Source organism: Trichothermofontia sp. (assembly GCF_053493415.1).
This window is the reverse complement of sequence record NZ_JBRCAD010000121.1, coordinates 1-16246: the sequence shown is the minus strand read 5'-3', so window position 1 is coordinate 16246 and position 16246 is coordinate 1. Positions and strand designations below refer to the sequence as shown.

Annotated in this window: 15 protein-coding genes and 1 pseudogene; 6 read left to right on the top strand and 10 right to left on the bottom strand. The window is 57.1% G+C overall.

The window, feature by feature from the left end:
- Positions 1–889: pseudogene (locus ACWIUF_RS10665) on the bottom strand (hypothetical protein); the annotation flags it as partial.
- A 338-nt stretch (positions 890–1227) separates the two neighbouring features.
- On the opposite strand from ACWIUF_RS10665, the gene ACWIUF_RS10660 reads away from it, so the two are divergent.
- The 5 genes from ACWIUF_RS10660 to ACWIUF_RS10640 all read left to right on the top strand — a co-directional run bounded on the left by ACWIUF_RS10660 (position 1228) and on the right by ACWIUF_RS10640 (position 6748).
- Positions 1228–1809, top strand: coding sequence for a DUF721 domain-containing protein (locus ACWIUF_RS10660; protein ID WP_448572346.1), 582 nt, complete (start codon positions 1228–1230; stop codon positions 1807–1809).
- A gap of 287 nt (positions 1810–2096) precedes the next feature.
- Entirely contained in the window at positions 2097–2435 is a 339-nt protein-coding gene (locus ACWIUF_RS10655; protein WP_448572345.1) for a hypothetical protein, read from the top strand.
- A 497-nt stretch (positions 2436–2932) separates the two neighbouring features.
- On the top strand, positions 2933–5686 hold the full coding sequence (locus tag ACWIUF_RS10650; protein WP_448572344.1) for a tetratricopeptide repeat protein: 2754 nt from the start codon (positions 2933–2935) through the stop codon (positions 5684–5686).
- Positions 5687–5824: 138 nt separating this feature from the next.
- Entirely contained in the window at positions 5825–6124 is a 300-nt protein-coding gene (locus ACWIUF_RS10645) for a hypothetical protein (protein ID WP_448572343.1), read from the top strand.
- Positions 6125–6520: 396 nt separating this feature from the next.
- Entirely contained in the window at positions 6521–6748 is a 228-nt protein-coding gene (locus tag ACWIUF_RS10640; protein WP_448572342.1) for an indolepyruvate ferredoxin oxidoreductase subunit alpha, read from the top strand.
- Positions 6749–6844: 96 nt separating this feature from the next.
- Here the strand turns inward: ACWIUF_RS10640 and ACWIUF_RS10635 are convergent, their stop codons facing one another.
- From ACWIUF_RS10635 to ndhO, 9 genes are all read right to left on the bottom strand, one after another.
- On the bottom strand, positions 6845–7498 hold the full coding sequence (locus ACWIUF_RS10635) for an HAD family hydrolase (RefSeq protein ID WP_448572341.1): 654 nt from the start codon (positions 7496–7498) through the stop codon (positions 6845–6847).
- A 14-nt stretch (positions 7499–7512) separates the two neighbouring features.
- Positions 7513–8646: a recombinase RecA gene (gene recA, locus ACWIUF_RS10630; RefSeq protein WP_448572340.1), complete on the bottom strand. Its 1134-nt coding sequence runs from the start codon at positions 8644–8646 to the stop codon at positions 7513–7515.
- 162 nt (positions 8647–8808) lie between these two features.
- The gene (gene tmpR, locus ACWIUF_RS10625) at positions 8809–9522 is read right to left on the bottom strand and encodes a bifunctional dihydropteridine reductase/dihydrofolate reductase TmpR (RefSeq protein WP_448572339.1); all 714 of its coding nucleotides are present in this window, start codon (positions 9520–9522) and stop codon (positions 8809–8811) included.
- Positions 9515–9964 carry an NUDIX domain-containing protein gene (locus ACWIUF_RS10620; protein ID WP_448572338.1) on the bottom strand — a complete coding sequence of 150 codons (450 nt, stop codon included), beginning with the start codon at positions 9962–9964 and terminating at the stop codon, positions 9515–9517. Before ACWIUF_RS10620 ends, tmpR begins: the two co-directional genes overlap by 8 nt.
- Before the next feature lie 638 nt (positions 9965–10602).
- On the bottom strand, positions 10603–12039 hold the full coding sequence (locus ACWIUF_RS10615; RefSeq protein WP_448572337.1) for a pentapeptide repeat-containing protein: 1437 nt from the start codon (positions 12037–12039) through the stop codon (positions 10603–10605).
- Between the two features lie 14 nt (positions 12040–12053).
- The gene (gene nblB, locus ACWIUF_RS10610) at positions 12054–12716 is read right to left on the bottom strand and encodes a phycobilisome degradation protein NblB (RefSeq protein WP_448572336.1); all 663 of its coding nucleotides are present in this window, start codon (positions 12714–12716) and stop codon (positions 12054–12056) included.
- 3 nt (positions 12717–12719) lie between these two features.
- The gene (locus ACWIUF_RS10605) at positions 12720–13190 is read right to left on the bottom strand and encodes a CBS domain-containing protein (protein ID WP_448572335.1); all 471 of its coding nucleotides are present in this window, start codon (positions 13188–13190) and stop codon (positions 12720–12722) included.
- A 451-nt stretch (positions 13191–13641) separates the two neighbouring features.
- Positions 13642–14625 carry a malate dehydrogenase gene (gene mdh / locus ACWIUF_RS10600; RefSeq protein WP_448572334.1) on the bottom strand — a complete coding sequence of 328 codons (984 nt, stop codon included), beginning with the start codon at positions 14623–14625 and terminating at the stop codon, positions 13642–13644.
- Positions 14626–14661: 36 nt separating this feature from the next.
- Positions 14662–14880, bottom strand: coding sequence for an NAD(P)H-quinone oxidoreductase subunit O (gene ndhO, locus ACWIUF_RS10595; RefSeq protein ID WP_448572333.1), 219 nt, complete (start codon positions 14878–14880; stop codon positions 14662–14664).
- Positions 14881–15036: 156 nt separating this feature from the next.
- On the opposite strand from ndhO, the gene ACWIUF_RS10590 reads away from it, so the two are divergent.
- Positions 15037–16246, top strand: a 1210-nt coding sequence (locus tag ACWIUF_RS10590) for a D-alanyl-D-alanine carboxypeptidase (protein ID WP_448572332.1), incomplete at its 3' end; no start/stop codon positions are given.

Genomic DNA, 16246 nt, shown 5'->3' with positions numbered 1-16246 from the left:
GCGTCGGGGAGGGGGAGGGAACCGTCAGGGTGCCCAGGGTATCTAGGTGGAGATCGACAAACTCATCCGTTGCCAAATTGGGAACATTGGGCAGGGTGGTCGGTGCTACCGTATGGGGGGACTGGGCTGGCGACTCACTGCCTTGCAAGTGGGGGGTGAGAAAGCCCAAGTTGTGGGGGTTTAACAGGGCATAGCCCAGGCTGAGGCTAGACAGGAGCAGGAGCAATAAGGACCCCAGACCTAGCGGGGACAGTAATCCTCCCTTGTTTTGAATCTGGCTGGGATCAAGGCGATCGTCCTGGGCTTCTTCGGCTGCTAAACTTTGCAGCAATGCCTCGGAGGACGCAAGGTAGTCATTGGGTAGGGATGCTTCTGGGGCTGGGGCTGGCGGCGCTAGGGCTAGATCAGGGGATGAGGCCGCCGCCGGACTGGATGGCACAACGGCTAGAGCGCTCAATGCTTCGGGTGAGGTGGGACTGGGGATTGCGGTTCCAGGGGCGATCGGGGCAGGCACGTGGCCTCGCTCCACAGGGGCACTCATGGGGGGACTCACGGATGGCGCAGGCGAGGCCGCCTTGGAAACAGCCGCTGGGTGACTGGCGGGACTGGCGAACGCCGCTGACGGGCCAACCGACGGGGGGGGGCCAACTGCTTGTCCAGGAGGGGGAGAGGCTATTGGGGGCTGGAACAATTCCACGGGTGTAGGCACCGGTGAGCGTCGCCCCAGGACCCGGCGTGGGGGAGCCGAATAGCCCGCCTGAAGACGGCGATACCGGGCCAACTCCTCGTCTAGTTGCAGGTCTAAACAGCTTAGCGCCGCCTGTAGGCTGGGTTTCAACCCCTGAGTCGGCGCCGATTGGTTAGCGTGGGTAACAGAACTTTGACGCATAGGGATAATTGGGAACGCAATGAACTCACCGATGGCCACAGCAACCTGGGCTGCACGTAGACCCCCCTGATTCCGATCGCAGGCTCGATTTGTCCTAAATCTGCTCTGAAATCCAAGCCCAGGAAGTTAAAGTATGGCTACAACCGCGATTGTGACCCGATCGGGGTGACCGGATCGGCTCATAGCCTAGCAGTAGAATCGGAATTTGCCATCTTTTGTCCCCCTGGGCACCCCCACTCGCGGCATCCGTAAATGGCCGGTCTTCCTGCCCCTTGGTCTACCGCGTTGGGACGCTAGATGGCTATCCAGCGACCCTGTCCTTAACGCACTCCCCTCGCATGTCCTGGCAATCGCTTCCCCAGCTTCTGCAACACGTTGCCCAGCAGCCCACCTGGCAACACCACCACCACTTCCAGCAACTCTTGCGGGATTGGCCGACGATCGTGGGTGATGTGGTGGCCCAACAAACCCGACCGATCGCGATTCGGCGGGGGGTGCTCTGCGTTGCCACAGCGAGTTCGGTTTGGGCACAGAATTTGAGCTTTGAACGCCAGCGTATCCTCGCCAAACTGAACGCTATCTTGCCCCAGCCCCTGACGGATATTCGCTTTTCGGCTGCCCAGTGGTCCGAGGTACCCCTAGTCACCAGCGCCGATCGCCCCCTAGGGCAAGCCCATCCCAGTTTCACCCCAGCGGCCAACGCCCCCGTGTCCCCCCCGATCGAGACAGCCGCCACCCCCGATCGGGCCTTTCAACACTGGCAACAACACCTCCAACAGCAACGACAACAGTTGCCCCTCTGCCCTCAATGCCAGTGCCCTACCCCACCCGGTGAACTGGCCCGTTGGCGTGTGTGTGCCCTGTGTGTGCGCCAGACAAATACGCCACCCAATTCCATGCCACCCAATCCGGATCGATAACTAAGGTATCAATGTATTTGCTTTGGTGTTGGTTTTGGGTTTAGCGTGATCCCTGACTAGATTACTGATCGCAGAGATCTATCTTAAGGGGGAGATAATGATATTCCTTAACAAAAAAACGACTACTTTCTAAAGAGAAAATAAAGAGATTTCAAGACTTCCACTTTACTTTGGGATCGCTCTAAAGCATAAGGTGAAAGCATTGTAGCGTTTTGGACGCGGAAAGATCGCCAAGGGGGCGTGGGGGATGATGAGGTAACTACCTAATGATTAGGGGATGCTGAACGATGAATACCTTGGAAGCGCCACGCCATGCTGATTTCGCCTGTCGGCATTGTCAGTCCTATAGTCCAGAAGGACGCCGGGGCGGTCATTGCCAACTTTTGAATGTGGCTGTTCAGGGGTGTTGGCGTGCGTGTTCCCTAGGCGCATTGTCTTTTACGCCTGACGTTGAGCGACGATCGCAACCAGCCCTCTGGTCCGACGTAGGCCATCCTCGGTTAGTCGAGGCGGGGACGCACGATCTGGTGAGCACGACGGTTTTCACGTCACCAGCGGCGATACGGGGAACACCGGTGGGGATCACCCGTCTGCGCGAAACCGTAGCCGATCCTTCCGCAGCTTAAGAAAAAAATTTTTCCCGCTTGTTTTTGATCAATTTTTCTTTATTTCTATTCTTTGCAGTTATGGGTTATGCGCTGTTAATATCTGTGGATTTGGCAAGTGTCCGGACAGGGTTGCCGAAAAAATCTAGCATTGTGTGTGCGTCTGAAGGACACTAGCCTCCGATCCCTAAGATTTAACCAACACCAACTAACCCCAAACTGGAACTGGCGTTTAACCAACCGTCGTTTCAGTTTTTTTTAAGAAATCTAAAGCAACTGTTTTTTGTAAAGCTAAATTGCACAGTGTTCGCATTGCCACGCCCTCGGTCAATACTCGATCGTAAGGGGCATTGAGCAGAAGGACAAGCACTTCGATTAATCTGGAATGGGGGCAGTTCCATTGCCCCCATCGACGGGATTAAGGTTGCTTGGGAGCGCCGGATAGGTATTTTTCGCGGTGTCCTTGGGCAGAGGGACTGTGCAAAAGGTTTGCTGTTGCTGTCAAGGGAGGACAGCCCATGAGTGCTGAAACCTGCTTTAATCAAGGCTTAAGTCAGCTTAAAACTAAAGATTATGATGGCGCGATCGCGAGTTTTACGGAGGCGATCCAGCTTTATCCGAAATTTGCTGCGGCGTTTTTGCAGCGGGCAATGGCTTTGATGGCTAAGGGAAAATTCCCAGAGGCGGTGCTGGATCTCACCCAGGTGATCCAGCTTAATCCCCAAGCCCATGATGCCTATCTGGAGCGGGGGAAGCTACGGGTTCGGTTGGGCGATCGCACGGGGGCAATGGCGGATTTTGACCAGGCGTTGCAATTGCGTCCCAATGCGGGGGCGGCCTATATCCAGCGGGGAATGCTGCGGGCGAAACAGGGCGATCGCGACGGGGCGATCGCGGATTTTGATCAGGCTTTGGCGCTCAACCCTCATGCGATCGCGGCCCTGATTCAGCGGGGCATGGTGCGGGCCAGTAGCGGCGATCGGAATGCGGCCTTGGCAGACTTTAACCAGGCGCTAGAACTCCAACCCGATTCCCCCCTCATCTATCTGCAACGGGGGATGCTCTGGCGCGAACTCGGGGATCTCCAGGCGGCCCTCATGGATTTGAATCAAGCCTTGAAGTTACAACCCAACTCCCTACCTGCCTATGTCCAACGGGGGAGCGTCCAGGCCCAACTGAAGGATTTCCCGGCGGCGATGGCCGACTTTTCCCAGGCGCTCCAGTTAAACCCACGGGCGGCGGAGGTCTATTACCAACGGGCACTGATGCATGGCCTGATGGGCGATCGCTTGGGGGCAATGGCGGATCTGGATCAGGCCCTTCAGCTTCAACCCCTCGCCCCGGCTTACCTGGAGCGGGGGAAGTTACGCTTAGCCGCTGAGCAACCGGAGGAGGCCCTCGCGGACCTGGACCAGGCGATTAAGCTCAACCCCAGCCTGACGGATGCCTATGTGCAACGGGGCATTGTGCGGGCGGAGTTGGAGGAGTACCAGGGGGCGTTGAGTGATTTTAATCAGGCGTTGCAGTTGTCGCCCAATCTGGCCGAAGCGTACCTCGATCGCAGTGCCGTGCGGGCGGAAATGGGCGATCGCGAGGGTGCCCATGAGGATTTTAGTCGTGCCCTGCAATTGAGTGCCACGCCCGTAGATGCCTATCTAGGACGGGGGATGATCCGTGCCCAGTTGGGCGATCGCCGGGAAGCCTTGGAAGACTTCAACCGCGCCCTGCGCCTCAGTCCCAATTCGGTGGTTGCGCATCTCCAGCGGGGGTTAACGCGATCGCTGTTGGGGGACCCCCAGGGTGCCCTGGATGACTTTGACGATGCCCTAGCGATTGATCCCGATTCAACGATCGCCCACCTAAGTCGGAGTACGGCCCGCGCGGCCCTAGGGGATACGGCGGGTGCCCTGGCGGATCTGGAGGCGGTTTTAACCCTCGATCCCCATTCTGCCGAAGCCTACCTCAGCCGCAGCGCCGTGCGCGCCAAGCTGGGGGATGACCCAGGGGCCGCTGCCGATTTGCAACACGTGATGGCCCTGGACAGCAACCAGAGCAGTGTCTACAGCAGCCGGGGACATTTGCGCTGGCAATTGGGGGATTTAGAAGGGGCCGTTGCCGACTACACTGCCGTTTTTGCTGTTGATCCCCAGGCCAGTACCGCCCACTTGGAACGGGGACAGGTGTTGATGCAACTGGGACGGCTGACCGAGGCGATCGCCGATTTTGATGCCGCCCTTGCCTGTAAACCTGACTGGGTGGCAGCCTATTTGCACCGGGGGATGGCCCATGCCGCCCTGGGGGATAAACCCGCCGCGATCGCCGACTTCAACCGGGTGCTAGCCAGCCATCCCAACGCCGCCCTCGCCTATCTACACCGGGGAATCGTGCAGATGGAGTTGGAACGGTGGGACGCGGCCCAACAGGATCTTGAACAGGCGATTCACCTGCGGCCCCACCTATTGAGTGCCTATGTGTACCGAGGGTTACTCCTGGCCCAGCGGGGGGATGCCCTAGAGGCCGATCCCCGTTACCGCGAGGAAGCGATGCAGGACTGGCAACGGGTGATCCGCATGGAGGTGAGTTCGGCCCTGGATTTCCTCGGTCGCGGCATGGCTCGACGGCAACTGGGCAACCTGGAGGAGGCGATCGCGGATTGCAACTATGCCCTTTGGTTAAATCCCAATCTGGCCGATGCCTATGTGGAGCGGGGACTGGCCCAGGCCCAACTGGGCGATCGCGAGGCGGCCCTAGCGGATCTCAACTATGGTCTCTGGCTTAAGCCGGGGTTGATTGTGGGTTTCCTAGAGCGGGCGCAACTGCTGGCCAATCAACCGGACCTGGAAGCGGCCTTGGCAGATTTTAGTCAGGTATTAACGATGCATCCCCAATCGCGACGGGCACGGCTAGGACGCAGCGCGATCTACCTCCAACTGGGCCAATCCGATGCGGCAGAGGCCGATTTGCAAGCCGTGGTCACCCCAGACCTCGACCCCCTCGCCGCACGGCGAGAACGCGGGGGGGTCCGGGCACTGTTGGGTGATCCCCAAGGGGCGATCGCGGATTTGGATGCGGTCATTGAACAACAACCGGAGTCAGCGATCGCCTATTTAGAACGAGGGAAGGTCAAGTTGGCTTGTCGTGCCTATGCCGAAGCCACAGCGGATCTGCGCGCCGCCGCCACCCGCTTTGAGGAACAGGGGCAGTCAGCCTTGGCGGAACGGGTGGCCAATCTGTTAGGAGAGGATGCATCGGGATGGAATGAAGGCGCTTAACCACCAGCGTTTGGGACTGCCCTGATGGGAACGACCTATTTTCCGGATCGCCTGTCTCACCGTCTGAGATCAGGGGATAGGGCTAACTCACAGATCCGGAAACGGGTATAGCCAATCGCTCAAGGTAGGGGAATGAAGATGGCTGAAATTCAGAAGCACGTCGAGAAACTGGTTCAGGTGGCCCAGTCGGGTGATGAGGTTTCTCTGCTGCACTCCGTCACCTGGCTTCACGATCGTCGCTTCAATATCGATGATGCCGTCGTGATCGTTGTCGAAGCCAGCGTTGCCCTGCTCCAGCAAGGCCAAAAGGCCCAAGCCCGCCAACTCCTCGAATGCTTTCTCGAAGATGCCGATCCTGAACTCGTGACCAAAACGAAAACCCGTCTGCGGCAACTCATCCTGCAACAGGAAACCGCCGATCAACCCAAAGCCAGCTAGTACAGTAAACATCAAGTTTCGCAACGTTGGTAGTAACGACTTTAGTCGTTGCCAGCTAAAGCCAGCCCTACGAACATTGCAACGTTGGTAGTAACGACTTCAGTCGTTGCCGGCTAAAGCCAGCCCTACGAACGTTGCAGAACTTACTTTTCGAGCAACTAGTATTGCCCTTCTCGTCATAACCGCTCTCTAAGACTGACTCAAACCTACCTAAGCAGGCTGAAGCTTAGTTCCTGCTTCAGTGACCGTCGCCAGAGTAAACTCTGGTCTTACACTGTTGACCCAGGCTGACACCGCAGAGCTTGCGGCCCTCCCCCACACCCTCCCCGCTGTACCCCTAGTCACCAGAGATTGCGTACAGTGGTTAGAGGAAAGCACTTGCGAGGAGACCGTTACATGGCCCATACGATCGTGACCCAGGTCTGCGAAGGCATCGCCGACTGCGTTGACGCCTGCCCCGTTGCCTGCATCCACCCCGGCCCAGGGAAAAATAACAAGGGAACCGATTGGTATTGGATTGACTTTTCTACCTGTATCGATTGCGGCATTTGCCTACAAGTTTGCCCTGTCGCAGGCGCGATCGTCCCTGAAGAACGCCCTGATCTGCAAACGACACCCACTTAAATTAGGAGTGAGGAGTGAGGAGTGAGGAGTGAGACAAAGCACTATTCCCCCTCAACCCTCTCTTCTCTCTTCTCTCTTCTTTCTCCTCTCTCCCCCTTACTCCACTCGGCCCAGTAAATCCCACAACTGGCGATCGCGGAAATCGTTAATCACCCAACTCGCCCCGACGGCTGCCAACTCACTGGGCGGATGGGTAGAAGCCACGCCCACTGTGGGAATGCCAGCAGCCACTGCCGAGCGAATGCCGGATGCCGAATCCTCAAACGCGATCGCCTGCGCTGGCGAAACCTGAAGCTTGTCTAAGGCCAACTGATAGGGAGCTGGATCAGGTTTACCGATCGGTAACTCCGCTGCAAAAATGATCGTGGGGAAATGGTCCCAAAGATCGAGGACTGTCAAGGTAAACTCTACATTCGCCCGTGGCGCATTTGTCACCACCGCCTGTTGCAGCCCCCGTTCGCCTGACCAGTTTAATAACTCCGTCAGACCGGGCAGCCGCGTCAGGTTGGTGGCCAATTGGCGAAAGTAGGCTTCCTTCTCATCGGCCACCTGTTGCCCCTGCTCCGGGGTGAGCTGGGGGAGCAGGTCCTGCACAATATCGGGATTTAGACGACCGCTGATTCGTTGCCGATAAAAGCGATCGTCAATTTCCAAGTTATAGGTGCGCAGATAGGCTTGCCATGCCTGAAAGTGAAAGGGATCGGTATTGGCTAATGTTCCATCCAGATCAAACAATAATGCCGTTAGCATTCGTTGGATAATCCCTAGGCTAGGGTGGCCAGATCGACAGCGAGGGTGTCCTCTTCCTCCTGTTCAGAGATGGGAGCCACTGAATTGGCCGATACGACTGCGCCCAAATCTAGCTTTTCCTTCACCTGTTGCTCGATCGTTTGGGCGATCGTGGGATTGCTTTCCAGGTATTGAATCGTGTTATCCCGGCCCTGGCCGATATTATCGCCGTTGTAGCTGTACCACGCACCCTTACGGACAATCACTCCCGTTTCTTCTGCGAGGTCAACCAGACACCCCACACTGGAAATGCCTTTGCCAAAAATGATGTCAAATTCTGCCAACCGAAAAGGGGGAGCCACCTTGTTTTTCGCCACCTTCACCTTGGCCCGAATCCCAAATTCCTCCGTGCCTTTCTTCAGGGTTTGAATCCGGCGAATATCCAGACGAACCGAGGCATAAAACTTGAGGGCTTGCCCCCCCGTCGTGGTTTCTGGACTGCCGTAGGTGACGCCAATCTTTTGGCGCAATTGGTTGAGGAAAATCACGGTACAGCCCGACTTGCCGATATTGCCGGTAATCTTGCGCAGGGCATGGCTCATCAACCGGGCCTGGGACCCCACCTGGGTTTCACCAATTTCTCCTTCAATTTCCGATCGCGGCACCAATGCGGCAACTGAGTCAACCACGACAATATCTACCGCCGTCGATCGCACCAGTTGATCCACGACTTCTAGGGCCATTTCCCCCGTATCTGGTTGCGAGACCAACAGGTTTTCAATGTCTACGCCCAGTGCTGCCGAGTAGGTGGGATCAAGGGCGTGTTCCGCATCCACAAAAGCCGCAATGCCCCCGGCCTTCTGGACTTCGGCGATCGCGTGGAGCGCCAACGTCGTCTTCCCAGAACTTTCGGGACCGTAGATTTCCACGACCCGCCCCTTGGGCAACCCCCCCCCTAGGGCAATATCCAGCGTCAGGGCACCCGTGGGGATCGTTTCCACCTTCATCCGGGCCGCATCCCCCAGCCGCATGATCGATCCCTTGCCAAAGGTACGCTCAATCTGGGTCAGGACTTGGGTTAGGGCCTTATCCCGCTCTGGGTTACTGTTTTGGGGCGGGGTTGCCTTGTGATTGCTGTTGCTTGCGGCGTTGCTTGCTCTAGGTGCCATGCTGGTTGTGTCAGTAAGGTCGGTGAAAAGGGACAGCGTGCGCGATCGGGCCAAAATCTCAATTCCCCTATTTTAGCGGTTTCCGATCCGGATGAATCGGTTAGACAGATAATTATGTACTATAGATTTTTCCAATTGCCAAGACGGTTCCCCCGCTCAGCCTCAGAGGTTCCAGCCCCCCGCGACTTCGATCACTTGGCCGGTATAATAGCCCGCTTCTGGAGCCACCAGAAAGTCGATCACTTGGGCGACTTCGCCAACGGTAGCCAGCCTACCCATCGGGATCTGGGTCAGGGGTTGGCTTACAGAGGTTTCAATCACCCCTGGGGCCACCACATTAGCCGTGATCCGGTGGGCGGCCAGTTGTTTGGCGAGGGCTTTGGTGTAGAGAATCACGCCCGTTTTGGCGATCGCGTAGGGGGTAATTTGGGTGCGGGCGACTAAGTTTTGTGCGCCGGCAAAGCCCAGGTTAATAATCCGTCCCCAGCCCGCAGCCTTGAGGTGGGGTAAGGCGGCCTGGGTGACATAAAAGGTGGCGTTGAGATTGGTATCCAGGATCTCATGCCATTGGGCGATCGACATTTCATCAATGGGCTGTTTGAAGTAATTGCCCACATTGTTCACGACTACCGACAGACCCCCAAATTTCTCGACAACTGTGTCCACTAAGGTCTGCACCGCTTGGGGTTGGCTCACATCGGCGGAGAGGGCGATCGCCTGTACCTGGTGGGCACGCACATCCTGGACCGTCTGTTGGGCTGCCGCCTCACTACGGTGGTAATGGACCGCTACATCAAAGCCCTGTTGTGCTAAGGTCAACGTGATCGCCCGTCCAATGCCCTTAGCCGCACCGGTTACTAACGCCGTTTTAATCATGGTGATGGGCTGATGTTAGAGAGGCTAAATAATGCTCAATAAGAATTTTGGTATAGGAATTCAACGGGTAGCTTAGAGCTTCCTGGGGCGAGAGCCATTCCCATTTGACAATTTCCGCATTAGGTACGATCGTTTCCGTGGTTGTCGTCGCCCAATAATTCAGCAGAATGAAATGGGCTTCTCGATAAAATTGGGGATCTAACACCGCCTCTTGCAACAGGGCAAATTCAATATTGTCTAACGCTAAGCCCACTTCTTCACGAAATTCCCGTTTTAGTGCCGCTTCCAGGGTTTCACCCCAGTCTACCTTTCCCCCAGGCACTCCCCAGGTGCCGCGCCATTTGGTCGTTCGGACAATCAACACCCGCCCGGATGGCCCTCGCACCAGGGCACCAACGGTGGTTAGGGGAAACGATCGCTTCGGAAAAGAAGGTTCACTCATAATGGGGGCGTGTAGTCGGGACTTTAGAGGCGATAAGCAATGATGAAATTATTCTGATAAGGGGACAAAGGGGCTAGGATACTTCTAGCACAAGGATTTCAGGGAGTTGCTTCATAGAAAGATATGCTCCAAAGACTGCCACTGCTGACTAAATGACGGGCTGTTCAGCCTTTGCTTATTGAGAATGGATTCAATAAGAGGATAAAAGCCAACATCGCTTTCTCTATCAAGAACACTGCAAACTCTTGTTATATAAGCTTTTCAGGCTCTCTGCCCCTCTCTCAGAAAATTATTATAGGGAAAAATCCGATTTCCCAACATGAACGGCTCGCTGTGCCAAATCTCGTTGTCGTTTCGTCAGCATATTGGGCATTCATTCTTCAAGTGATATACGTTGCATTAGCTTATACAGCCGTTTCCTCTCTAATGAAGTATGGTCAAGCCTTGCGAACAAGGGGCTTAAGCCCCTTGTCTGTACCTCATCAGGTATGGAAGTGCTGTATACACGCTTGTGATCATTTCCCATTTAATTGGATAAAACTTATTATCAACTTGACGGTTGGGATAAGAGGGTTGGGCTGTATCGTACCGCACTCGTTTGGGAAAGGCTGTAGGTTGCTGGCTAGGCGACAGCCTAATCAATTACCGATCGTGTTGGTTTCTAGGGCTTGCTCCAATAAGTTGGGAATCCCCTCACAACCGCCCGGTATCGTTCGACGGGTTTTCTCGCCGCCCCAGGCACAACAGTAATAGCGTTGTTCGTCGCTGAGGCGTTGCACCTGGGAAAAGTTAGCGCCTTCAACCACAGCCCCTGTATGGGCACCCGTGTGGTAGTCCGGCGGTTCCGTGCGGCTGCGGGGCGTTGCGGTTGTGGCTGGGCCATAGAAAAGTTGGGCACCCTTCAGGTCTGTCCCCCGGAGGTTGGCTTCGTAAAGAATGCAGCGGCTGAGGTTGGCCTTAAATAAATCGCAGTGGCTCAGATTGGCGCGGAAAAGGTTCGCCTCACTCAGATCAACCCAGCGCAGGTCAGTGCCCTGTAAATCTGCCTTAGCCAGCATGACGCCGAGGTCGATTACCCGTACCCCATGCAGCCGATCTTCCTGGTAGCCCCCCATGCCGTCAAAGATGGCCCGTCCTAACCGCCGATCGCGCTTGAGGGGGGTCAACAGCCGCGATCGCGACAGGAAGCGAATGATTTTGGCCTTACCCGTTGCATCAATGCTGCCTAAGATTGCAGCAGTACGGCCCTCGGCGATCGCCCGCTCCTGGGGCCAGTCCTCCAATAAGCCTTCCTCATCCAGAACCAGTTCGGAGATGCCTTGGAAATAGCTATCGATCGTTTGCTGCTGGGTAATCGTATTTTGCTGAATCGTCAAATCCTTGGAAATTTTATACTGCCGCCATGCCACATAAACTGCCAGGATGGCAATCAGGATTTGGCCGAGGGCACCAAACACCTCCCCCAACGCTCCGATCGCGTCCCAGTTCGCGGTTTGTCCCCAGCGGTAGATCTGGCTACCAAAACCCGTTAATTGGACCAGCCCCCAAAGGGCGACGCCTAAGCCTAAGGTCGCCAGAATTTGCCCCGCTTGGCGGGAACTGATGACCCTGGCCAGGGCATTCCCCCAGGCAGGGACCAGAATGCGCAGGGCGGCCAGTAGCGCCCCGATTGTCCCTAGCCACCCCAACCCAGGGCGCGCCCATCCCAACCCGATCCCAATCAAGAGGGTTGCGATCGCCAAGATCAACAGGGTTAAGGGTACATCCGGCAGGGGCACGCGACCCCAGGGGGGTTGCCCAGAGGACCGATCCCCCAGGCGGGGATGATGGGCAAAACTTAAATCCTGAAAGTCATCAGATTCGGTCATGGCCGTGAGGTCGTCAGTCTCCGTTACGGCAGCAGCAGGCAGCGATGGGGCTGGAATCCTCTCAACAGTTGGCAAGGTGGTACCCGCAGAGACGAGCGATTCCATCGCATCGGCCCGATTGTTCGGTTCAGGGGGCGGGATCACCGGGGACAGGCGATCGGGCAAATCCGGCTCCGGGGAGGCGATCGGTTCGGGCAGATCAGTCATCGCAGCCGCAGGGTTCAGTGAGCATCGATCGGCGTTTGGGCAACTTGGGCGACTTGGGACACAGGGTCCTGGGCTAAAATTCTCAGGGTTGCTTGGGCCTCCGGTCCCCCGAGCCGTTGCAACGCCTGGGCGACTCGATAGCGTACTTGCCAGTCAGGGCTATCAGCATAGGGTACCAGGATGGGTGTGGCGCGACTGTCGCCCAATTCCCCCAGGGACCCGATCGCCGCCGTACTCAGTAGTGCTTCCTCCGACTCCAGGGCCGAGACCAGAATCTCAAAGCAGCGGGGATCACCCCACTCCCCTAACGCCGCCACAATACTAAACCGGACTAACCATTCGGAGGAGGTTTCGTAGAGGGTTTTCAGGTCTTCGTAGGCTTCGTGCAACTTGAGGGCACCCAGAGCATCCGCCGCCGCCGCCTGGACATCTACCTCCGGGTCCTGGAGTAACCCCCGTAGCAGATGCAAGGACAGCTCCCGATCCAAATTTCCGATGTGGGCCAAATGGCTGGCTGCCGCATAGCGCACCCTGGCATTGGCATCCGCGAGGGCCTGTTGGGTGAGGGGGAAGGCTGCCACCGCATCCAAGTGGCGCAGTTGGTTCACACCCCGCAGGCGATCGCCAAAATCGTCGGATGTCAGTAATTGCTGGACGGATTCTGGGGTAATTGTCATGGTTTAAGCCATCTCCTCATCTGCCATTGCCCGTACAATATCACCCCGTGTCAGAATCCCCACAATGTGACCTGCCTCATCCAGGACCGGCAGGCGATGGACCTGATGTTGATTCATGATCCGGGCGGCTTCGCGTAGGGGTTTATCGGGCGTGACGGTGATAATGCCTTCGCGACTCATGACCTCTGCAACGGTTTGACCGAGGGCCTTGTGCAAATCCCGCTCGTAGGTGGCTGGATTTTGCAGAAAGATGACGCTATCCAACACCATGACATAGGCGGGGGGGGTTACTCCCGTTTCCTGCCACATGAGATCCGTTTCTGAGATGACCCCGATCAACTTGCCTGCCGCATCGATCACCGGTAAACCGCTAATCCGGCGATCGGCCAGGATTTTAATGACCTCCTTGAGCGGTGTGTCGGGGCGAACCGTGATCGGGCTAGGGGTCATCACATCGGCGACAGACTTGGCCATAGGTTGCAAGGTTACAGGGGGTTAGCCTCCATATTTTAGCCACGAACCGGTCCCTGACGTAAGCCGTTACGGCGGAGCCGCTAGGGATTTCCCGACCTGAAGTCAGGGTGAATGGGCCGGAGGAATTGTGCTGTGCTTAACATTTGGCACCTAAACGACGTGATATGGTGCAGAAGCACAAGCTTCTTGGCGGCCTCCTGCATCCCGTGGGGGCCTTTTTGTGTGCGGGGCAAGGCAGCGCGGGGCAACGGGATCATGGCGACTAGACGTTGTTAGGCACCCACTCACCCAGCCCCAGGAGATCACAACAGTAGATCACAAATTGCACGCAGGCTAACGGTCTCCGCTGTCTGGGTGATAGACTGCTTCCCCCACAACATCCCGCCAATCTAAAATCTAAAATCTAAAATCTAAAATCCAACCTAGCCAGCCCCCCCTGTTTTCCGATTAATCAAAGTAAGTCCCCCATGAGCTCCAGGGCTTGATCGATATTGCGGCGGACGGCGTGGGCGGAGGTGTGGAGGGCCGATCGCTCGGCTGCGGTCAGTTCTAGTTCAACAATATTGACAATGCCTCGACGATCGAGGCGGCACGGGACGCCAATATACACATCTTCTAAACCATATTCCCCTTGCAGGTAGGCAGCGGCAGGCACCAGGCGCGACTTGTTCCGCAGGATTGCCTCCAGCATCAGACAGGCGGAGGAGGCAGGGGCAAAATAGGCGCTACCCTTTTGCATGAGTTCAACAATCTCGGTGCCGCCGCGACGGGTACGCTCCACGAGGCGATCGATCGTTGCCAGATCTAGTAATTCGGTAATGGGGATACCCCCAACGGAACAGTAGCGGGGGAGGGGGACCATTAAATCGCCGTGCCCGCCCAACACTAGGGCAATCACGTCGTGATTAGAGACGCCCAGTTCCAGGGAGATAAAGGTTTGCAGGCGAGCCGAGTCGAGGACGCCAGCCATGCCCATGACCTGTTGGGGCGGTAATCCCGTGGCTTTCCAGGCCAGGTAGGTCATCACGTCCAGGGGGTTGGTGACCACCAACAAGATCGCGTTGGGGGAATAGGCGATCGCCTGCTGCGCGGCATTGACCACAATTTCCGCGTTACGGCGCAACAAGTCCGTCCGATCCATGCCGGGCTGGCGCGGGAAGCCCGCAGTAATCACCACGACATCGGAACCAATGGTATCAGCATAACTGGCTGTCCCCATCAGTTTGCGATCGTGCTGTTCGAGGCCCCGTGCTTCCATCAGGTCGAGGGCAATGCCCTGGGGGAGGCCCGCATCGATATCCAGCAGGACAACATCGGCGAGGTCTTTCTCCGCCACGCGCTGGGCCAGGGTACTCCCAACCCGGCCTGCCCCCACGATCGCAACACGCAGGGGCCGAGGCAGGGCTGAGGAGGGCGGTGGGGTAGGAATAGCCACGGGGCTGGGACCTCCGATCGGGACGGTAGCCCTAGCCTACTTAAAGGGTTCTAATTGGTCAATGCGCAACCAGATGTTGGGGGTAGGAACTTGACCAAACTTAACCAAGGCGTAGTCTCCCTGGGTTTCCATGACTTCGCCAGCGGTCTCAAACAGGTAGCTGGGCAGGCGATCGTCACTGGCCTTGACTTCCAGGCTGTTGTCCAGTTTTTCACGAATGGCTTTGACGAGGCTGCCTTTTTTGATGTCTGCCATAGCAGGTCGGTGAATAAATGGGAGTGGTCTTGCTCTAGTGTACGGTGTGGACAACCCCAATCGTGAGCCGGATAATTTGCCAGAATAATTTGAGTATTGGGACAGGATCAGGGTGACTTGTGTTGAGTGTCCCGTTATTTAGGAAGAGAGTGGCCCATGTTGCAACTGTTTAGCTCCGGGTTGATGTCCCTTTGGCTGCAGCAGGCCGGCCTCCCGGCCCGATCGTTTGATCTACAAACCTGGCAAGATACCCCCGGTCTCGTGCTAACTGATGCGGTGACCCCACAAACCCTCTCGACGGTGGAGCAATATCTGAAGGGACTGGGTAGCAAGGGCATGGCCCCGGCCCAACAGGGAATTTGGCTACAAAGTGGCACGACCTTGCTCCTGAACCACGAGGGGACAACCCCCCTACCCGCCGCCTCCCTCACGAAGGTAGCCACCTCCCTAGCGGCCTTGGAAACCTGGGGACCCCAGCACCGGTTCACCACGATCGTCAGTGGGACCGGCCCGATCGCCAACGGTGTCCTTCAGGGAGATTTGATCATCCAGGGCAGTGGCGATCCCTTGTTTGTGTGGGAGGAGGCGATCGCCTTGGGGCATAGCCTCAATCGTTTGGGCATCCACCAGGTCCAGGGCAACCTGATTCTGGTTGGGGACTTCTGGATGAACTACGAAACCGATCCGGCAATGGTGGGTAATTTCCTGCGACGGGCACTGGACGATCGCCAGTGGGATTGGGAAATCGAGGGCCAATATGCGGCCATGCCAGCGGGGACACCGCGATCGCGCCTGACGATCGCCGGGGGCGTGGCCGTTGCCGCTGCTCCCAAGGCCGGGGCGGTTCCCCTGCTGCGCCACGAATCATTGCCCCTGGCCCAAATTCTCAAGCTGATGAACGTCTACAGCAATAACGCCATCTCAGAGATGGTTGCCGAGTCCCTGGGGGGTGCCCCGGTGGTTGCGCCCCTTGCGGCCCAAGCGGCTGGCGTACCGGTGGCAGAGGTGCGTTTAATCAATGGCTCCGGTTTAGGCCAGGAAAACCAGATCTCCCCACGGGCGGCGGCGGCGATGATGATGGCCCTTCAGCGATCGCTCCAACCAGATGGGCTGACGATCGCGGACCTGATGCCCGTGATTGGGCGGGATCTGGGCACGGCAGAGGGGCGGAAATTGCCCCCCTATACCGCGATCAAAACCGGGACGCTGTGGGATGTGAGTGCCCTTACGGGGGTGTTTGCGACCCAGCAACAGGGCCTAGTTTGGTTCACGATTATTAACCGGGGGACGGATATCGACACCCTGCGGGCACAGCAAGACCAATTGGTTCAGGGGTTAGCCCGCCAATGGGGAGTCGCCCCCGCCC